Annotated in this window: 17 protein-coding genes; 6 read left to right on the plus strand and 11 right to left on the minus strand. The window is 56.3% G+C overall.

Translation table 11 applies throughout. From position 1 onward, the window contains the following. Positions 1-28: 28 nt before the first annotated feature. From NF78_RS07115 to NF78_RS07125, 3 genes are all read right to left on the minus strand, one after another. A complete protein-coding gene (locus tag NF78_RS07115; protein ID WP_035985506.1) occupies positions 29-613 on the minus strand; it encodes a hypothetical protein in 585 nt (194 codons plus the stop codon). A 99-nt stretch (positions 614-712) separates the two neighbouring features. Then, positions 713-1,024, minus strand: coding sequence for a hypothetical protein (locus NF78_RS07120; protein ID WP_035985507.1), 312 nt, complete (start codon positions 1,022-1,024; stop codon positions 713-715). Further along, positions 1,021-1,383, minus strand: a complete 363-nt coding sequence (locus tag NF78_RS07125; RefSeq protein ID WP_225885242.1) for a hypothetical protein — start codon at positions 1,381-1,383, stop codon at positions 1,021-1,023. The genes NF78_RS07120 and NF78_RS07125 overlap by 4 nt, the downstream gene beginning before the upstream one ends. A 175-nt stretch (positions 1,384-1,558) precedes the next feature. Here NF78_RS07125 and NF78_RS30945 point away from each other — a divergent pair, with 175 nt between their 5' ends. Both NF78_RS30945 and NF78_RS07130 read left to right on the plus strand, forming a co-directional pair. After that, the gene (locus NF78_RS30945; protein WP_106920408.1) at positions 1,559-1,720 is read left to right on the plus strand and encodes a toxin-antitoxin system HicB family antitoxin; all 162 of its coding nucleotides are present in this window, start codon (positions 1,559-1,561) and stop codon (positions 1,718-1,720) included. A 25-nt stretch (positions 1,721-1,745) separates the two neighbouring features. Then, positions 1,746-2,345, plus strand: a complete 600-nt coding sequence (locus tag NF78_RS07130) for a ribonuclease III domain-containing protein (RefSeq protein WP_035985508.1) — start codon at positions 1,746-1,748, stop codon at positions 2,343-2,345. Between the two features lie 284 nt (positions 2,346-2,629). On the opposite strand, the gene NF78_RS07135 is transcribed toward NF78_RS07130, so the two are convergent. The 7 genes from NF78_RS07135 to NF78_RS07165 form a co-directional block, all read right to left on the minus strand. Beyond that, positions 2,630-3,874, minus strand: coding sequence for a hypothetical protein (locus NF78_RS07135; RefSeq protein ID WP_035985509.1), 1,245 nt, complete (start codon positions 3,872-3,874; stop codon positions 2,630-2,632). A gap of 81 nt (positions 3,875-3,955) precedes the next feature. After that, on the minus strand, positions 3,956-5,719 hold the full coding sequence (locus tag NF78_RS07140; RefSeq protein ID WP_035985510.1) for a peptidoglycan D,D-transpeptidase FtsI family protein: 1,764 nt from the start codon (positions 5,717-5,719) through the stop codon (positions 3,956-3,958). Between the two features lie 52 nt (positions 5,720-5,771). Beyond that, positions 5,772-6,986, minus strand: a complete 1,215-nt coding sequence (locus tag NF78_RS33220) for a peptidoglycan DD-metalloendopeptidase family protein (RefSeq protein WP_081972538.1) — start codon at positions 6,984-6,986, stop codon at positions 5,772-5,774. A gap of 77 nt (positions 6,987-7,063) precedes the next feature. Continuing rightward, a complete protein-coding gene (locus tag NF78_RS07150) occupies positions 7,064-8,167 on the minus strand; it encodes a tetratricopeptide repeat protein (protein WP_146150513.1) in 1,104 nt (367 codons plus the stop codon). 16 nt (positions 8,168-8,183) lie between these two features. Beyond that, on the minus strand, positions 8,184-9,101 hold the full coding sequence (locus NF78_RS07155) for a vitamin K epoxide reductase family protein (RefSeq protein WP_035985512.1): 918 nt from the start codon (positions 9,099-9,101) through the stop codon (positions 8,184-8,186). Between the two features lie 2 nt (positions 9,102-9,103). Further along, positions 9,104-9,766 carry a hypothetical protein gene (locus NF78_RS07160; RefSeq protein ID WP_035985513.1) on the minus strand — a complete coding sequence of 221 codons (663 nt, stop codon included), beginning with the start codon at positions 9,764-9,766 and terminating at the stop codon, positions 9,104-9,106. Positions 9,767-10,120: 354 nt separating this feature from the next. Next, a complete protein-coding gene (locus NF78_RS07165) occupies positions 10,121-12,106 on the minus strand; it encodes a heavy metal translocating P-type ATPase (RefSeq protein ID WP_035985515.1) in 1,986 nt (661 codons plus the stop codon). Between the two features lie 207 nt (positions 12,107-12,313). Between NF78_RS07165 and NF78_RS07170 the strand changes: the two genes are divergently transcribed. From NF78_RS07170 to NF78_RS07180, 3 genes are all read left to right on the plus strand, one after another. Next, positions 12,314-12,961: a class I SAM-dependent methyltransferase gene (locus tag NF78_RS07170; protein ID WP_035985516.1), complete on the plus strand. Its 648-nt coding sequence runs from the start codon at positions 12,314-12,316 to the stop codon at positions 12,959-12,961. Positions 12,962-13,083: 122 nt separating this feature from the next. Then, positions 13,084-13,698, plus strand: coding sequence for a M23 family metallopeptidase (locus NF78_RS07175; protein WP_225885244.1), 615 nt, complete (start codon positions 13,084-13,086; stop codon positions 13,696-13,698). Positions 13,699-13,713: 15 nt separating this feature from the next. After that, positions 13,714-14,538 carry a CPBP family intramembrane glutamic endopeptidase gene (locus tag NF78_RS07180; protein ID WP_035985517.1) on the plus strand — a complete coding sequence of 275 codons (825 nt, stop codon included), beginning with the start codon at positions 13,714-13,716 and terminating at the stop codon, positions 14,536-14,538. A 345-nt stretch (positions 14,539-14,883) separates the two neighbouring features. Here NF78_RS07180 and NF78_RS07185 read toward each other — a convergent pair whose 3' ends face one another. Beyond that, a complete protein-coding gene (locus NF78_RS07185) occupies positions 14,884-16,839 on the minus strand; it encodes a heavy metal translocating P-type ATPase (protein ID WP_035985519.1) in 1,956 nt (651 codons plus the stop codon). 82 nt (positions 16,840-16,921) lie between these two features. On the opposite strand from NF78_RS07185, the gene NF78_RS07190 reads away from it, so the two are divergent. Then, positions 16,922-18,034, plus strand: coding sequence for a precorrin-8X methylmutase (locus NF78_RS07190; RefSeq protein WP_035985521.1), 1,113 nt, complete (start codon positions 16,922-16,924; stop codon positions 18,032-18,034). The last annotated feature ends 112 nt before the right edge of the window (positions 18,035-18,146 follow it).

Consider the following 18,146-nt stretch of genomic DNA (forward strand, 5'->3'; position numbering starts at 1 on the left):
GAGAACGGTATGGTGCTTTTCTCTCCCCTCAGGCAAACACCTCCCCATGCCCCTCGGGAGTGAAGCAGTGGCTGGATGGAGCTGGATCAAACATAACGGTGTACTGAGCTGAGGGGCTCAGCCGCTGCATAGCCCTCAAATGGGCATCAGCATCATTGCGCCGTCGAAACCGCGCCACCGTGCGCCGCTGCATGTGGGGGAGGAGTTGAACAACGCACCAGGGATGGAGCAGCTGGTTGTAGGCCGTAGGAGCTTCCACCTCGTAGGCCGCATATGAAGAGTACTGCTGGCGCTCTAAACGGTGAGTCTCCTGCTCGCTGACAGCATCCATTGGGTAAGACTGCACGCTCTCTCCGGCACTGGCCGCGCTGGGCTTCAATGCCTGCTCAATCTTGCCCAACAGTTCAGAAGCTTCTCGATCTGGGGGATGCAGCGTCCAAGCGTTAATCGGGGCAGGCTGGAAGGTTAGCCGGTAGGTTTTGCTGTTTCTACAGTGAACTAGCCAAACAGCCTGCCGAGGAAGCTTTTGCAGACGGTACGAGCCCTGCCCTGGCGTTGCCAGCGCCGCCCGGATACGTTTGATATCGGCCATGATTCGGTGCCCTTGGCTCATTTGACTGTCCTCCCTGATGCTTCGATTCAGTGCAGTTGATGCCACCCTATCTGGGGGAGATTTACCAAAACAGAGCACGGTGATATTGACAATTTCGGGTTAGGTGTGATCGTCTTCCTGCTCGGTGGTGCAGAGGGCCTGCCGTAGGTCTGCCGGAATCTGGTCAAAGTTGTCGAGCAGAAAATCCATTAGGGCCAAATGGCGCAGGTCTACAGGGGTGGGGCGACGATAGCTGCGACCTTTGCGAAACCAGCCCCGCACCGTCGAAACTGATCGGGAGCAGATCGCCGCCATGTCTTCCTGGCTCACCTGCCACTTGGCGTAAAAACGCTGGGGCGTCATGCCCAATTGGCAGTAGCTGTACCGCTCGATTAGGCGCTGCTCGCGGGGAGAAAGGGGGCGAGGATTCATCGGATAGGCTCCTCATCAAGGGGTTCGAGGTCGCCTTCCCAGGCGATATCGGCTCTGACCCAGGTGGCACTGGGGGAAGCAAGATCGAGCCAGATCAGGTAGCACCACTGCCAGCGGCGGCTGTGGGGAGCGTAGCTGTAGAACTGGCCAATAACCAGGCCCCAATCGGTCGCGTTGCCATAGGGAATCCAGCAGAGGCGATCGCCGTAGTGAAAGCGGGGCGCTTCGACCTGGGGGAAGGCGGCGGGCAGGTTAGTGGTTGGTGGGAGGTGCAAGTGGCCAGGGTTAAGGGCGTACCCAAAGGCTCGATAGATGACCTGAAGCTGGCGCGATCGCTGTTTTGGAAAAGGTTGAGCCATAGGGATAGCACCTCCTGGGCGCTGGCGAAGGTCAGCCTGGCCGCTAAAAAAGCTGAGGTGGCTTGAACTAGCGAATATATCTATCTGTATTAGATTAATCTACTCTAACCTAGAGTAGATTACCCTTGAGCGCAATGCTTCACCTAGGCTTGCTCTAGAGCTAAATAGAGCGGCTATGACTACCCAAAAGCGTCAGACCAGCATTTACCTGCCAGACCCGATGAGGGAAGCTATTCAGGCGATCGCAGACAGAGAGCAGCGATCGTTTACGTTCGTGGTTGAAATGCTCTTGAGGGAGGCGTTAGAGGCAAGGGAGTCCGCTGGGAAGAATGGCTAGATAAACCCAGCAAGGACTTTTATCGATGCCTGCCATCATGATCAAGCTTGAAGAGGCTAAGCGTGCGATCGCGTTTCCTGATTTTCACAGTGACGAGTTACTTAAGATCGCCCTTACGGATCCCTGCACTATCAATGAGTTGGGACTGCCGCCCAGCCAACAAGTCACACTCAAGCAAGAATACCGTCGTCTTGCTTTTCTAGGTGACATGCTGATAGACGCTATTCTGGCGGATTTTCTCTATGGCACCAGGCGCGAATTAACTCACGAAGGTTTTGATAACTATCGGCAAAATTTAGTGAATAGACCGTTTTTGGCTAACTTTGCGATCGCCCTTGGCCTACCCGAGATTAGCTCTTCTTGGAATCGGAAAAACCAGAAACCTCCTGAAGATGAACCTGGCGTCTGGGGAGAAATGTTTGAGGCGGTCGTAGGGGTACTGTTTTTGGATGCTGACCGCGATTTTGACAAATTGGCTAAGTGGCTTTGTAACCGATTTCTTTGGGAAGCTGTTGATGACTATGAAGAAGACCCCACGCTAGTGACGGGGGACGATTATGCCGAGATACAAGGTCTACCAAGTTCTTTCGGCATTTTGTTTTCAACTAGCGATGGCAATGACTAAGCTAGGATTTTGGGTTACTTGCTATTCCAGGAGAAATTCACCGCAGCAGGCTGAGCGTCATTTTTCCTACCCCAGCCGTGAGCTTGACAGGGCAGTGTTGCAGCAGTTCGTCACCCTCTGGGGCCTATCAGTGCTTTTTGCTCTCCGGGGTATTTCCCAGTAGCTTTTCACTCGATCTGTCTAGCCTGTGCCAGAGCTACCCCCTAGGTATATCCTCTCCCAGAAGATTTCTTCCCATCAAATGTCGATCTTCGCCCTGGTAACCCAGGCACCGGAAACGATTTTCACCCCGCCGCATCATCCGTTGGCCCAAAAAAGGACGCCAACCCCTCAACTGCCAAGACAACCACCTCCTCGATCGCCTCAGGGTTCAGCGCATCCCCGATCGCAGCAGCACCGGCTTCAGTCTCAAACTCGCAGATTTTACCTCCCACGCCATAGCCCGCCTCCGCTTCCAGCACGCTGATGTGGGTAATCGGAACCAGCTGATCGACCTCGCCCGGCTCAGCGATATTCAGCGCCAGGTGGCAGCCTTCGCGAAAGGTAATTTTCTCCAGCAAGTCCTGCACTCGTTTGGGCGCACCTGAGCGCCACGCTTCTGGTTCGCTGTCCTCGGCTGGATGTGCCCCCAGTAAATGCCCCTGCCCCAGAGCCTCCACAATTCTGTGGGCAATGGCCGGGGTCTGTAAGTGGGGCGCGACCCAATAGGTCTCCAGCTCTCGCCTGAGATCCTTCCAGGGCTTGAGCTGTCGTTGGCTTAGCCCCATGTCAAAGTAGGCTGGAGCAATGCCGACGGTTGCTTGGATTTCCTGATTTTTGAACTGCAACTCCAGAACCGCCGCATCGGGCAATTCAGGATGGGAAGAAGGCAGACTGATCAGCCAGTCGTGATCTTGAAACAGGCGATCATCCATCAGGTAACTTTCAATCAAGTCTTCCCATTTCTCGATGTCCGTTTCCTGGGGTGACTTCGGGATCCAGGGCAGAAAGTCTAGATAGGTTTTCTGGTCAATCGCCTCTTGCGCCCGAGCACTGCACGATTGAATCAGGGCTTCAGACAGTTCACCCGGCTCACCGGCCTCTTCATAGAGAATGCTCTCAACCATGTCTACCAACGACAAGCCATGGAGAGCGTAGAAAAAGAGGAGCACCTGCCGCCGCCAGAAGTCGCCCCATTTTGAGAGGCCAGGCTCCACAGACTCAAGCTCCTGGGTCGTTTCAATCTCCATGACAATGAGACCTTTCATGCACTCAAACGGAATCGCCCCCGCTTCGGCAAGCAGGGCATTTTGCCCCCCAAGGGAAGACAACGGATCCATAATCGCGATAGCCGATTCACAGACTGCCGCTAGCTTTGTTTCGCTAGGTAGGGCATCAAACTGCTCGGTGGCATCGATACACTCAAACGGATCGTCAACGTCGAGGTCGCGCAGCTCGTCAAATTTCTCAAAGAATGCTGCTACAAAGTTGGCGTACATCCACCGTTCGATTTCGTTGGCATAGGGTTGCCCGTGTTTGACTGGCCACATGATGAATTCCCCCTTGGGAAGTTGATTACAGCACGTCAATGATGCAAACATGGTGAGAGCAAGTACTAAAATCTTTGTGCCTCACGGCACTTCTCCAGCGCGACTCGGAGATACTCCCTGGAGCACCAACAGCGACTCCATCACCCGTTTAACCAGAGGAGCTGCTACCGTCGAGCCGTAGGCGTTCTCGCCAGTGGGCTCATCAATGACCGCTAACACCACATAGCGGGGGGCTTCTACGGGCGCAATGCCTACAAAGCTAGTGATGCGGGCAGAACTATAACCGGTTGAGTTGTTAACTTTTTGGGCTGTGCCCGTTTTTCCAGCAACCCGGTAGCCCTCAATTTGGGCAGGTTTACCGGTTCCCTCAGCGACCACTGCTTCCATCATGGCGAGCACCTGTTGGGTGGTTTGTAGGGAGAAGACGGCTTTAGGATCGGCATGTTCGGTCTGCCACAGATAGGTACCGTCTTCTGCCACCATACCCTCGACAATGTGAGGAGTTACCAGGTTCCCACCATTGGCTAAGGTGGCCAGCAGTTGCAGCATTTTTACCGGTGTCAGCGCAAACCCTTGACCAAATGAAGTAGTGGCCGTTTCGACCTGACTGTTGATGAATTTGTCTCGGGGTTTCATTTGCCCAGAGGCTTCCGACGGCAAGTCAATCTCTGTAGGCTGCCCCAGGGTCAGGCGTTCTAGCCAGCTAAAGTAGTTGGAAGCCGCCATTTTTTGCATGATTTGCACCATGCCTACATTGCTGGAATATTTGAGGATATCGGTAATTGAAATGGGGCCTCGGGCACCGACCTCGCCGTAGTCGCTGTTTTTAATCAACCACTTACCAAACTGCATACGTCCGCTGTCGTTGATGACGTCATCAGGGGAAATCACTTGATCTTCTAGGGCGATCGCAACATTGATCGGCTTAAAAGTCGAGCCGGGTTCGTAGGTGTCGCTCACTGGCCAAGTGCGAAAGGCGCTGATGTCGGCATCGTAGTAGCGATTGGGGTCATAGGTGGGCACGCTGGCCAGGGTTAAGATTTCTCCAGTTGGGGCGTCCATAACCATTACGGTGCCTCGCTGGGCGTTGTATGCCTGAACCACCGCCTCTAGTTCTTGCTGGGCAATGCGCTGTAGGCGGCTGTCAAGCGTCAAGCGTAAGCTTGCGTTTGGGGATGACCCACGCGCTAACGACGGCACCGCTGGATCGACAGCTGGGGGCGCGGCGATCGCGAGTTGTTCGGCGTAGGCCATCTCTAACCCGGCCTGGGGTTTCCCATCGAGATTGATGAACCCTAGGATCGGGGCAAAGAGTTCCTGCTGGGGGTAAAACCGCTGCTGCTGAGGCACCAACTCTAGGCCATCGATGCGTAAGGATCGAATGCGATCGCCCTCCACCTCTGACAGTTGACCCGGAAACCGAATACCGGTGGATTGCTGGTTAAGTAAAGCCAAGAGTTCATTCTGTGGCATAGCCACCACAGAGGCCAATGCCTCGGTTACCTCGGCGACAGACTGCTTAAACAGCTTGGGATGCATGTAAAGGGTATAAGCAACCTGGTCAGTCGCCAGCACGCCACCGAAACGATCGACAATTGGGTAACGAGCTTGGCGAATCAGCGTCGGTAGTGTTCGCTGCTGTTCGGCTAGAGCGCTCAGGGTCTCCCCTTGCAGCAGCTGTAAGTAGACCAGCCGCCCGCCAATTCCGACTAAGGCCAGCACCAACAGCAGCCAGACGACAACGATGCGCCGCCACGCCACCACCTGCATTTTGGCGGCCAACAGTTGACGTTGCTGAACTAGTCTCTGGTTGCGCCGAGCAGAAGCACGATTAGGGGTGGCCATCGCTGCAAAGGGGAAAGGGCTTTTGGACATGACAGATGCTGTAGCCAGGGCACTAGCTGGCGTTTGGCTGGGCCGGGCGGAAGGGATAGTCGGCGGGAGCCGCTGCGCCACTGGCTTCACCAGCGGTACCCGCTCCCAATGCCTGCAAGGGGTTGTTGATAACGTTGAGCAGGTCAGCAATGCCGTCGTCTAAGATATCTTTGGCATCTGCTGCTATCCAGCCCTGACTAGTTAGCTGGCGGATTTCAAAGTGCAGGTTTGGGCCAGTCGCCGTGCCGGTGCTGCCCACCAGACCAATAACCTCCCCTTGCTCAACCCATTCTCCAGCCTGCACGGCCAGCTTGGACAAATGGGCATAGCGAGACTCCAAATCCCCATCATCGTGGCGCAGAATTACCGTTAGGCCATAACCACCAAGGTAATCGGCCACCGCAACCTTGCCTGAGCGGGTGGCTAAAACCGGGGTGCCAGCAGGAGACCCCAAGTCGGTGCCAGCGTGAAATCGCCAGTTTTGATGGACGGGATGCATCCGCCAGCCGAACAGCGAGGTGATTGGGGCTGGAATAGACAGGGGGAAAACATATTCCTCATTGCCGCGACGGAGGATGTTTAAGGGCCGCAGTCTTTCATTTAACTGGGCTCGGCTAACGATGGTGGTATCGCCCAAGCTAACACCGCGCGAGCTGATAGTAACAGGCCCCACTTGAATGCCATAGCCACTATCCGCAGGTGGGCTGGTAGAGTTTGGGGCGGTTGCTTGACAGGAAGACTGGGGAGGGGTTTGCGACCCTGCTACGGTGATTTGACAGCCCGTTGCTCGTTCTGCAAACACGAGATTAGGAGAAGCCCCTCCTGGAGCCGCTGTCGCCCCAAGGCTGTAATCAGTTGGGTCAATAAAGACGCTGTTATAACCAGCCGGAACAGAGTCATTAGCAGGCACTTGATTGGGTACAGTCCGTTCGGGCGGTTGAGCAGGTGCGCTAACGCTTGCACTGGGTAACGCTTCTACCGAACCCTGTATTGAAGCAGGAGCAGGAGCTTGGGGTCCGCTTTCGACTCCGGACGGACTGGCTGCGGCAGGGAGCAACGACTCTGCTGAAATGGGGGTTGATGGGTCTATCTCAGTTGTGGCCAGGGCTGGTACAACCGCCAACCCGCTGCTTAACCCACCCACAAGCAGGACAACACGCCCTAGCTCTACCAGCCGCCTAGAGTAGCTGTACCCCAAGAACGGGTTAAATTCCCTTTTGCTACTGTCAGTCGCCATAGTTCAACGTTCCGTAGTGCAGCAATGTGGTTATCGGCGGAGTTTGTGGAAAGTGCAGTCTGTTTAGCTTGGGCAGGCTACGACGATTGGAGTTTTTGCAGCAGCTCGTCAACAATCTGGGCGTCTTCACCGTTTTCTTGCTCCAGGAGTAACGTCTTTGCCCGTTGCAGCGCCGCGATCGCTTCTGCCCGGCGGCCCCGCGCCTCTAGCGCAACGCCTAGATGGTAGTAACCAGGGGCGTGGTCGGGGGCCATCTCGAGCACCTCGCGATGGGCGACGATGGTCATCAGTACCTCTTGCTGCTCGAAGTAGAGATCGGCGATCGCATCGTGGGCAATCACCGAGTCGGGCTGAAGCCGGGCTGCCTGCTGATAGCTTTCTAGGGCGGCGTCTAGATTCCCCTGCTGCCAGAGCAGGTAGCCAATCTGCATGCGAATATCGGCGTTGCGGGGCTCTTCTGCCGCTGCCGCTCTAAACGCAGTTAGCGCCGAGGCCATATTCCCTGCTTTGAGGTGGGCAATGCCCAGGTTCAGCTGAATTCGGCTGGCCTGGGGGGCCAGGATAGCGGCTCGTTCTAAGGCGGCGATCGCCGCATCGGTATTGCCTTGCTGGAGCAAAATCAGGCCGATAGATTCGGCGGCTTGTAGGTTGTTGGGGTCTTGCTGCAAAAGCTTGGTGTAGATCGCCAGAGCCTCTTCAAAGGCTGCGGTTTGAAACAGCGCCGCGCCTAGCCCCAGTTGAGCCGCCTGGTTATCGGGCTGCAATCGTAGGATTTGCCGGTAGGCATTGCCTGCCGCTTCATACTCCCCCAGGTTGCTATGGGCATGGGCCAAACCAAAGTAAACAGCCAGATTGTTAGGCTCTAGCCCAATAGCGGTTTGAAAAGCGGCGATCGCCGCTTGAAAATTGCCCTGGCGAGCCTGAAGGTAGCCAATGGCCGAGAAGATTTTGGCATTGTCCTCAGCTAGACCAGCCGCGTGCTGGTAACGAGCGAGCGCCTCAGCCAGATCACCGGCTTCGACTAGCTCTGCCCCCGACTCTAGCAAGTCGGCCAGTTCATCGCGCTGGGCCTGCTCGCTCAACGCCTGGCCGGGGCTGTGAGCACCCGCCGGAGTGGCCACTATTAGCAGCCCTCCCATCGCCATACCCGCCAGGCCCAATAGTTTACCTGTACCTCTCAAGGGATTCTCCTTCGCGCTAAATTGAATTTTGAAATGTGGTGGGGCCGGTATAGCCCGAGAGCTGGGCAAGTTCCTCTAGGGTTTGTGTCCCCGACAGGCGCTCACCATTGATTTCCCAGGTGGGATAGCCGGTAATGCCAGCTTCCTGACACTCGGGGGTTTGCTCTTGCCCCTCGGGGGTAGCGCACTCTACGTAGGGCATAACCTGGCTGGCTTCTTGGCCAAACAGCTGCTTTTGGTCGTGGCAGTGGGGGCACCACCAGGCTCCGTAGAAAATAGCACCAGTGTCGGCCAGGTGCTGAGCCAAAGCCATTTCAGCCGGGCCAGATTGGGTGGTGATGGCAGGCCCCAGCTGATCGCCCGAGCCCTCGGCAACTGGGTTGTTGACATTGGCATAGACGCCCAGGGTGCCCACCACCACCAGAAATGCTGTAATGCTGCCAATAAAGAAGGGTTGAGATAGATCAGACCAATTTTGGCCGATGAGGGCAAGCAAAAACAGGCTGGTAGAGAGGAGCGCTGAGCCGATGCAATAAAGACAGGCCGCCTGGATTTCTGCGGTAAGCAGATACATGAGGTAGCCGCTAAAGACCATCATGGCGGTGCCGCCGATCAGCAGCAGGGGTTGGGTCAATCGGGTGAGTTTATCCCTGAGGTCTTTTTGCCCAGACCCATTGACCAGCAGGGGGGCGATCGCCATCACTGCCATACCCACGTAAGCCAAAAATCCAAACAGGGCCAGCGGCTGGCCAAACACCGTGGCATAGGGGCTAGAGAGCACGATGTCACAGCCCTTGGTAGGGCAGGCCGTGGCGCTACCCGTGAGCTTGTTGATCGTTAAGTAAGCGGTGACGACAGCGCCAACCGCCGCTAACCCCGCCATCAGAGGGCGGGCATAGCGATGAATCCAGGGAGTTGATTGTTTACGCGGCATGACTACACATCAATAAAAAACGTCAAAAAACCCAGAACTACGAGGACTAGACCTGTTGAGGTATGGCCACTGAGATTCCAGGTAGGGATTGCGGCAGACAACGATTTTGCCCGCTGCCAGCTCCAGTTCACGACCAACACCATGCCCAGTACCGTAACAACGGGGTACACCCCGGAGACCAGGGCAATGCCTTGCCATCCGAGCGCCCCTGCGGATAGGTAAAATGCACCAATTTCGAGGCACGGTGAGAAAAACATCGCGCTGGCAATGGCTACGACCGCTGCTACCTTACTGCGGCCAGAGGGGCTAACTGTGGCTACAACAGGGTGAGATTCGTCCGGAGAGCAGCATGGGACGCAGCGTTGACGCAGCGGTTTACTCAGGTAAACCAAGCCCAACCCAATCAGCACCGCCGGAGCGACCAGGTGCGTCACGATGTCGTAGTAGTCGGCAAACTGGTAGCCCAATAGCCCTACGGCCACCCCAATTAGGAGAGTGCTAACGGTGTGGGCCGAGCCGGTTAGGGCTGTAATCCATAGGGTTTCTTGCCGCGACCATCCTTCGGCCTTGCCCAACGCTACGAACGGTAGCCAGTGGCTGGGAATTAGCGGATGAATCAGGCTCAGGGCTAAGGTGCCCAGCACGATTTGAAGGGAGGCAGACATAACTAGAAATGGGTCTCGGTCAGGACATGAACTAGGGTGACATCCTGTGACGAATTGCTCAGATGAGGGTTTTGCCCCCACCTGAAAGCTAAGATTAGAGTATAAATACTCAGCACATAAGGAGGATGCCATGACACGGATTTCTATGGTTAGTGCAGTTGTCGCCGCTACGATCGCGATTTCTATGCAAGCTGTTGCATGGGGGCAGGGTAATCCTGCTGCGGTTAACTCCTCAGACATCGCTGATACTGTGATAGTCAACCACCACAACGGCACTCACGGCGGCCACCACCACGGCGGGTGCTGGTAACGGGGGGACGCTGCAATTCTCCGGAGAATGCTCATCTCAACCCGTTATCGAGGGTTCCGAATAATTCGACCCGCATTTAAGATGGCGAGCAGGGCAACGCCTACATCGGCAAACACGGCCTCCCAAAGGGTGGCCAAGCCGATCGCCCCCAGGGCAATAAAGAGGGCTTTGACGGCCATGGCAAGACTGATGTTCTGCCAAACAATGCGCCGGGTTTTGTGGGCGATTTGAACGGCTTCGGCCACCTTTGAGGGCGCATCGGTCATAATCACCACGTCGGCGGTTTCGATCGCCGCATCGGAGCCCAGCCCGCCCATGGCAATGCCCACATCGGCCCGAGCAATCACTGGGGCATCATTAATGCCGTCACCGACAAAAGCGACTTTTCCCTTGACTTGCTTGGCTTGATGGAGAAACGCCTCCAATGCCTCTACTTTGTCTTCCGGCAGCAGCTCGGCTCGATACTCGTCGAGGCCGAGCTTTTTGGCGATGCTGTCGGCCACTGACTGACTATCGCCAGTGAGCATGGCAGTGGCAATGCCCTGGGCATGGAGCGCCCGGATAGCTTCGACAGCATCCTCTTTCAGCTCATCGGCGATGATGATGCGGCCACTATATTCGCCATCCACGGCCAGGTGGGCCACGGTGCCGTCTACCACACAGACATCGTGGGGAATGGCTTCGCGGTGCAGGAGCCGATCATTGCCCGCCAGCACCACCCGACCGTTCACCGTGGCACGAATGCCGTGACCCGCAATTTCTTCGTAGTCTTGCACGCCGGAGGTATCGACGGTCTGTCCGTAGGCTTGACGAATCGACTGCGCCACCGGATGGTTAGACTGCGACTCGACCTGGACCGCTAACTCCAGTAGTTGGTGCTTCTTCAGGCCGTTGTGAGTCACCACATCCGTTACGCGAAAGTTGCCCTGGGTGAGGGTGCCGGTTTTGTCGAACACAACCGTTTTTACCTGGGCCAGGGTGTCTAAATAGGTGGAGCCTTTGACCAAAATGCCGCGTTTGGCGGCACCGCCCACCCCGCCAAAGTAGCCGAGGGGAATGCTGATCACTAACCCGCAGGGGCAGGAGATCACCAGCAGCACCAGGGCGCGATAGACCCACTGGGCCTGGGTAGCCCCCTCAATGAACAAGGGCGGCAAAATCGCCACCGCCAGAGATAGAAACACCACTACAGGGGTGTAATACCGCGCAAAGCGGGTGATGAATTTTTCAGTGTCGGCTTTTTTGCTGCTGGCGTTTTCGACCAGTTCCAAAATTCTGGCGATCGACGACTCACCAAAGGGTTTGGTCACCCGTACCGTGAGCAGCCCCGACTGGTTGATCATCCCGGCCAGCAAAGTTTCACCGGGGGCAACGGTGCGAGGCACCGATTCGCCCGTTAAAGCGGAGGTATCAACTAGGGATTTGCCCTCCAGAATGTCGCCATCCAGGGGCACTTTTTCGCCGGGGCGCACCACAATCACATCCCCAACCCGCACGGTCTCGGGGGCAACGGTACGGATGTCGCCGTCAACACTGAGGTTAGCGGTGTCAGGCCGCACCTCTAGCAGGGCTTTGATCGAGCGGCGCGATCGCCCCACCGAGTAGCCCTGAAATAGTTCTCCCACCTGGAAGAACAGCATCACGGCAACGGCTTCGGGAATTTCATGGATGGCGATCGCCCCCAGAGTTGCGATCGTCATCAGAAAGTTTTCGTCAAAGACGCGCCCCCGCAAAATGTTGCGCCCCGCCGTGGTCAGCACAGTCCAGCCGCTGATTAGATAAGCCGGAATCAGCACCGCGTATTCAGCGATGGCGAAGGAGGTGTTGTGCAGCGCCTCGTTGAAAATTAGCCCGATGAGGAAGAGAATGGTGGCGATCGCGATCGGCGTCAACTCTTGCCGCAGGCTGAAGTCACTTGAATCTTGGCTGTGGCCGTGGTCAGACCCACAGCAGTCGTCATGGGCGTTTACCGCAGCTTTAGGGGTGGGGCCGGGGCTGTCGCAACAAGCCTGGGAGTGAGAGTCTGCCATAGCGGCACCTTTGAAAAGCTATTGAACATCTGAAAGACTATTCAGATGGTACAGTAAGTATCGTACGCTGTCATGCTCTTTGCAAAAGGCTAGTCTTAGAGGTAAGGCACCCGTCGTTCCCGGCAGGGATGGAAACATCTGACGTAGACCCACCAGCCGTTAGGATTAACTGGCGAGTGTCTCCCACAAAATTTTCTGTACGCCCCGATGAGTTCTATTGAGTCAACGGTTACAGACCAGTACAACCAGATCGCCAATGTCTACGATCGGCGCTGGAAGCGATATGTCACGAATACGCTGAACTTTTTCAAGGCATGGGCTGAGATTGCCCCGACGGCAGCAGTATTAGATATTGCCTGTGGCACAGGTGAGCTAGAGCGTTTGCTTTTACAAAACAACCCAACTCAAATCATCACTGGCATCGACATCTCTGAGCAAATGTTGGTTCAAGCCCAGCAAAAACTCGAACGCTATCCAAACATTACCTTTAAAGAGGCATCAGCATCGGATTTACCGTTTCCAGCTCAGTCGTTCGATGTTGTAGTTTCTGCCAATGCCTTTCACTATTTTTCAGATCCACAGGCTGCTTTAGCTGAGATGAAGCGCGTGCTCAAGCCAGAAGGAAAGCTAGTAATTTTAGACTGGTGTAGAGACTTTTGGTTTTGCAGACTGTGTGATTGGGTACTGCAAAGAATTGACCCGGCCCATCAGCAATGCTATAGCGAGGCTGAACTGCACACTCTCTTAGAAAATGCCGAATTTTGTATATCGCGTGCTCAACGAGTGCGATTTGATGTAATTTGGGGCCTGATGGCAGTAGCGGCTCTGAGCGCTTCCCCAGTACAAGAACTTTAGTCTGCCTCGAAAACCAAGGCATCGAGAGACAAACTGTCGAGGATCTGAGACACCGACTCAACTTGATGCATAATTGGGCGATAAATAGGCCGTTGACTGTGCCTGTGCAGAGGAGATATGTCGTGACAGCATTGAGCAAACTGGGTCATCTCTGGCGTCGTGCGAGGTTTTTACGGATAGCGTTTTGCCTCGGCCTGGGGCTCTTTCTGACCCTGCACTGGCCTGGTTCATCGGCTCCTGCCTTCGCCCAAGACACGGTTGCGTTTTGGCGGCAGGCGTCCTTCCCCGTCGAAAATTTTCAGGCTTACACCTCCGCATTTGGCTATAGAACTTCTCCCACTGGCGGCGGGGAATCTCAGTTTCACTACGGGCTAGACCTGGCCGCACCCCAGGGCAGCTTTGTGCGCAACTGGTGGAACGGCAAGGTGATCGAAGTCTCTGACCACACCACCTGTGGCACCTCTGCCGTCATTCGGTCGGGCCAGTGGGAGCATCGCTATTGTCATATGAGCGGTCGGGTCGAAGTCTCAAATGGCAAGCGCTATTTGGTTGATCCAGACGGGGGCATTCGCTATGAGCAGGGGCAAGACTTGTCCACTGGGGCACGACTGGGCCGCGTCGGCATGACGGGGCGCACCACCGGCCCACACCTCCATTGGATGCTGAAATACGACGGCAATTGGGTTGACCCTGGGTTGGTGCTAAGGGCCATGTATGACGCTCAGCAAGCGGGTTAAACGGGCACCTTTGGCATGATTCAACTGCATAAGCTGGTTCACTATCCTGCCCCGGTGAGGATTTTCTGCTTTCTGCTACTGCTAGCGCTAGTTTGGGTGCCCATCGCCCTACCTCTCTACGCGTGGCTGGGCACTGATGGCTCCCTGAGCGTTATTCCCTTAGTTTTGCTCTACGTCTTGTTTATGGTATGGCTGGTACCGTGGGGTCGCCGCGTGCATGGCCAAGCTCAACCGCTGCGCACCCACGGTCTAGGGGCATCGGCCCGCTATGGGCGAGAGCTGGCAATTGGGGTAGTTGTGGGCCTGGTGAGCCTGGGGCTGCTATTTACCCTAGAGGGCGGGTTGGGTTGGCTGACCTGGCAACCGGCACCGCCCACCCTAGGGCGAATTGCCCTGGAGGGGTTGCTGGTGGGCCTGGGTGTTGGCCTGGCCGAAGAGCTGCTCTTTCGTGGCTGGCTGCTGGATGAACTGCGCTACGACTGGGGCTTTACTCCGGCACTGTGGGCCAGCGGCACGATCTATGCGGCGCTGCACTTTATCAAACCCTGGGAGGCCATTGTGAAAGAGCTGCCTAGCTTTCCGGGCCTACTGCTGCTGGGGCTGACCCTGGGCTGGGCACGCCAGCGCACTGCCGGACGCCTGGGGCTGGCCATTGGGCTGCATGGGGGGCTGGTGGCGGGCTATTACCTGATCGATGTGGGCGATTTAGCGATCTACACCGGGCGAGTGCCGGAATGGGTGACGGGTCTGAACCAAAACCCGCTAGCCGGAGCAATGGGAGTTCTGTTTCTTGCCCTGATTAGCGCTGGTATTCGGTACATTCCAAGCGCTTCCCGATGAGGCTTTCGCTATTGTGCTCTTACCGCCCGTGGGCCTGGGCTCTGCCGATTGTAGAGCAGGATAAAATCCGCTGGGGTTTGGGCTTGCCCGAATGAACGGCTGCAAAACTGCCTACCAATATCTCAACTCACCATGAGCTGGAAATCTCGCCTGCTGCGTCTAAGTCTCTGGGGATTGCCCCTCCCTCTAGTAGTTCTCAATGGCTAGGCGCTACTGCTGCTATTTGACTACTTTCGCAACATTGTCACCGTGGTGATAGTACAACTGCCTCTATACGAGCAAAAGAAGCTAAAACGTAAATTAGCATTGACCTCTTGATCTAGGCACTGAAGCTAGCTTACTTGCTTAACTTCTCAACAGGCGCAAACCACTGAGGGTGACGATAACAGTAGAGCCTTCATGGCCCAACACGCCCATTGGTAGGGTGATATGCCCGCTCAAGGTACCCGCGATGAGTACCCCAATCAGCCCAAGGGCAAAGCCGATGTTTTGTCGCACGATCGCCCGTGCCCGCCGCCCTAGGCCAATAGCGTGTTCTAGCTTTTCTAGGCGATCGGCCATGAGCACAATATCGGCGGTCTCTAGGGCCACATCGCTGCCCGCAGCGCCCATGGCAATGCCGACCGTGGCCAGAGCCAGGGCGGGGGCATCGTTAATGCCATCGCCGACCATCGCCACGCTGCCATACTGCTGCTGCAATTGCCGTAGAACCGTGACCTTATCTTCAGGCATTAAATCGGCATGCACCTGATCTACCCCCAGCTGTTGGGCCATACTGTGAGCCGTGCGGGCATTGTCACCCGTTAGCATTACCACTTGCTCAATGCCCAGGTGCTTAAGGCGGGCGATCGCCCTGGCCGCCTCTGGACGCACTCGGTCGGCCACCGCAATCAAGCCCAGCACTGGGCCGCCGTGGGCCACCCAAACCACGGTTTTGCCCTCTGCCTCCCACTGCTGGCTTTGCTTCGCTAGATGAGAGGAAACGGCCTGCCCACGAGCTTGAACCTGGGCACTAACAAAGGCTGCTTTACCTACCACCGCAGACCGCCCAGCTACCTCCCCTGTGATGCCCTGACCTACCTGGGCTTGTCCGTTAATCGCCGCTGGCCAGGTCAGGGCTCGGCGCTGCGCCGCTTGCACAATCGCCGCACCAATGGGATGCTCCGAAAGGCTCTCGAGGGCGGCGGCCACGGTGAGCAGCTCATCCGGATCGTCAGCCAGCACATTCACCACGTCGAGCTGTCCGGTCGTGAGGGTGCCGGTTTTGTCAAAGGCGATCGCTCTGATTTGGCCCATCTGCTCCAGCTGCGCCCCATTTTTGAATAAAATGCCCTGTCGCGCCCCGTTAGCAATACCAGAGAGCAGGGTCGGCATGATTGAGGCCATCAGCGCACAGGGGGAGGCCACGACCAAAAACACCAGGGCGCGGTAGATTGTTTCCTCCCAGCCCCAGCCCAGCAGCAGGGGCGGCAGCGTGGACAGCAAAACGCCCACCGTCACAATCACCTGGGCGTAGCGACGCTCAAACCGCTCCATAAATTTTTGGGAGGGAGGCGCTTCGGTTTGGGCCTGCTGCACTAGGCGAATCACGCGTTGAATCAAGCTGCTTTCCGGCGGCTGGTGGAGCGTTAGGCGCAGCGCACCGTAGCCGTTGAGGGTGCCCGCCAAAACCTCGTCGCCCACGGTTTTCTCTACAGGAATAGATTCCCCCGTAATCGACGCCTGGTTCACCGTGCTGAAGCCTTCGGCCACGACCCCATCGGTAGGCACCAGTTCCCCCGGTTTGACCAAAACCTGATCGCCGACTTGCAGCGCTGAGATTGGCATGATCTGCTCTTGCCCCTGGCGAATCACCGTTGCGGTGTCAGCCGTCAGGCTCATTAACCCTTGAATATTTCGCCCCGTTCGTCCCATGGCATAGCCCTCTAGGGCACCACTAATGGCAAAAATCAGAATCAGGACGGCCCCATCGACAATTAAGTTGTACTCCCGCTGCCACAGACCCAGGCTGGCGGCCCCGAGGGCAGCGATAATCATTAGCAGGTCTACATCCAGCTCTTTTTCCTGCACCAGCGTGGTCAAGCCCTCACGGGCGCTCTCAAATCCACCAATGACGTAGGCCGCCGCTAGAAACAGCAGGGCACCCCCCACCCAGCCCAGGGCCAGGGTTTGCCAGCCCAACCCCACTAAAACCGCACAGGCGATCGCCGCCACCGCCTCGGGGTGCTCGTCAAACAAACCTTTGCACAGGTGGCCGAATCGAGACTTCGACAGAGCATTCAACGGGGCAGTAGACACCATAGGCCAACCTGAGAAATCTTCACTCTGTCAGGCTAAACCTTGACATTGACACCAATGTCAAGGTTTAGCGTAAGCTAAGCCTATGACGACTGAATTTCTGACCATCAAAGAACTCACTGATGCGGTAGGCGGAGGCGTCACCCCTCGCATGGTGCGGCACTATCACACCCTGGGGTTACTGCCTCCCGTTCCCCGCTCAGAGAGCAACTACCGACTTTACACCCAGCGGGATATACAGCGATTACAGCGAGTGATAGCGCTTAAACAGCAGGGCTTTCAGCTCTCTCACATTGGGCAAATTCTAGAGAGTGACTCTGAAGCCACCGCAGACGCGAGCCTAATGACCCAGCTACAGCAGCAGTATCAGGCTGTGATGCAGCAGATTGCCCGCCTGCGCCATACCGCTTCGGCCCTGGAGGGGCTGCTGGGGCGCGATCTAGATTGTCAACGCACCCAGGCTCAAGCTCTGGCTCAGCTCAAGCAGCTCGATGTAGACACCCAGGCGGGTCTAAGCCAGATCGATCAGCTCTGGGCTAGCCTCGATGCCGAAACCACCGCCCACCCCGAAGCCTTTCAGGAATCGCTTCAGCGCCTGCTGCCTAACCTCTCGCACTATTCTGAAATTACCCAGCATTTGATCCAACAGCTGGTGCTGGCCTGCGGTGATGTGAGCTTAGTTAACCTCATCCAAATTAGTGGCGATGCGATCGCCGCAGCACGCACCGCTCTCAGCAGTGGGTGTGAGATCATTACCGATGTGCCTGTGGTAGCCACGGCGATTGATCAAACTCGGCTAGCCGCTTTGGGCTGTCCGGTTACAACCTTGATTGACGATCCTCACATTACCGCCGCCAACGAGGCTGAACAGGCTTTTTGGCTCCAGAAACGCTGGCAGCAACCATTACATGACTGTCTATCCGGTAGTGTGCTGGTCATTGGCTATGCCCCTTCAGTGCTGCTCACCGTCTGTCAGTTAATAGAGCAACAGCGTTTTCAACCGGCTCTGGTAATTGGTATGCCTATTGGCTTTAATCACGCCCCTGCTGCCAAGCGGCGACTGATGGCAACATCCATCCCTTACATTACGATTCAAGGAAGCCTTGGCGGCGGGCTCTTGGCTGCTGTAACTTTGAACGCCTTAATCGAAACACTGCTTGAGAAGCCAGATTGCCACTGCTATCTGACTCGGCCCTAAAAGCTATAGATAGCCCTAAGCAACGATACTTCGTTTAGTTTTAGTACTCATGCTTAGAGCGTCTACAACAGATAAAGGGGCATAGGACAGATCCTGATCGCTACTGCTGCGT

Source organism: Leptolyngbya sp. KIOST-1, assembly GCF_000763385.1.
Taxonomy (GTDB): domain Bacteria; phylum Cyanobacteriota; class Cyanobacteriia; order Phormidesmidales; family Phormidesmidaceae; genus Nodosilinea.

Coding starts and splice junctions, on each gene's coding strand:
- NF78_RS07115 (WP_035985506.1), bottom strand. CDS start 613: ATGAGCCAAGGGCACCGAATCATGGCCGATATCAAACGTATCCGGGCG.
- NF78_RS07120 (WP_035985507.1), bottom strand. CDS start 1,024: ATGAATCCTCGCCCCCTTTCTCCCCGCGAGCAGCGCCTAATCGAGCGG.
- NF78_RS07125 (WP_225885242.1), bottom strand. CDS start 1,383: ATGGCTCAACCTTTTCCAAAACAGCGATCGCGCCAGCTTCAGGTCATC.
- NF78_RS30945 (WP_106920408.1), top strand. CDS start 1,559: ATGACTACCCAAAAGCGTCAGACCAGCATTTACCTGCCAGACCCGATG.
- NF78_RS07130 (WP_035985508.1), top strand. CDS start 1,746: ATGCCTGCCATCATGATCAAGCTTGAAGAGGCTAAGCGTGCGATCGCG.
- NF78_RS07135 (WP_035985509.1), bottom strand. CDS start 3,874: ATGTGGCCAGTCAAACACGGGCAACCCTATGCCAACGAAATCGAACGG.
- NF78_RS07140 (WP_035985510.1), bottom strand. CDS start 5,719: ATGGCCACCCCTAATCGTGCTTCTGCTCGGCGCAACCAGAGACTAGTT.
- NF78_RS33220 (WP_081972538.1), bottom strand. CDS start 6,986: ATGGCGACTGACAGTAGCAAAAGGGAATTTAACCCGTTCTTGGGGTAC.
- NF78_RS07155 (WP_035985512.1), bottom strand. CDS start 9,101: ATGCCGCGTAAACAATCAACTCCCTGGATTCATCGCTATGCCCGCCCT.
- NF78_RS07160 (WP_035985513.1), bottom strand. CDS start 9,766: ATGTCTGCCTCCCTTCAAATCGTGCTGGGCACCTTAGCCCTGAGCCTG.
- NF78_RS07165 (WP_035985515.1), bottom strand. CDS start 12,106: ATGGCAGACTCTCACTCCCAGGCTTGTTGCGACAGCCCCGGCCCCACC.
- NF78_RS07170 (WP_035985516.1), top strand. CDS start 12,314: ATGAGTTCTATTGAGTCAACGGTTACAGACCAGTACAACCAGATCGCC.
- NF78_RS07180 (WP_035985517.1), top strand. CDS start 13,714: ATGATTCAACTGCATAAGCTGGTTCACTATCCTGCCCCGGTGAGGATT.
- NF78_RS07185 (WP_035985519.1), bottom strand. CDS start 16,839: ATGGTGTCTACTGCCCCGTTGAATGCTCTGTCGAAGTCTCGATTCGGC.
- NF78_RS07190 (WP_035985521.1), top strand. CDS start 16,922: ATGACGACTGAATTTCTGACCATCAAAGAACTCACTGATGCGGTAGGC.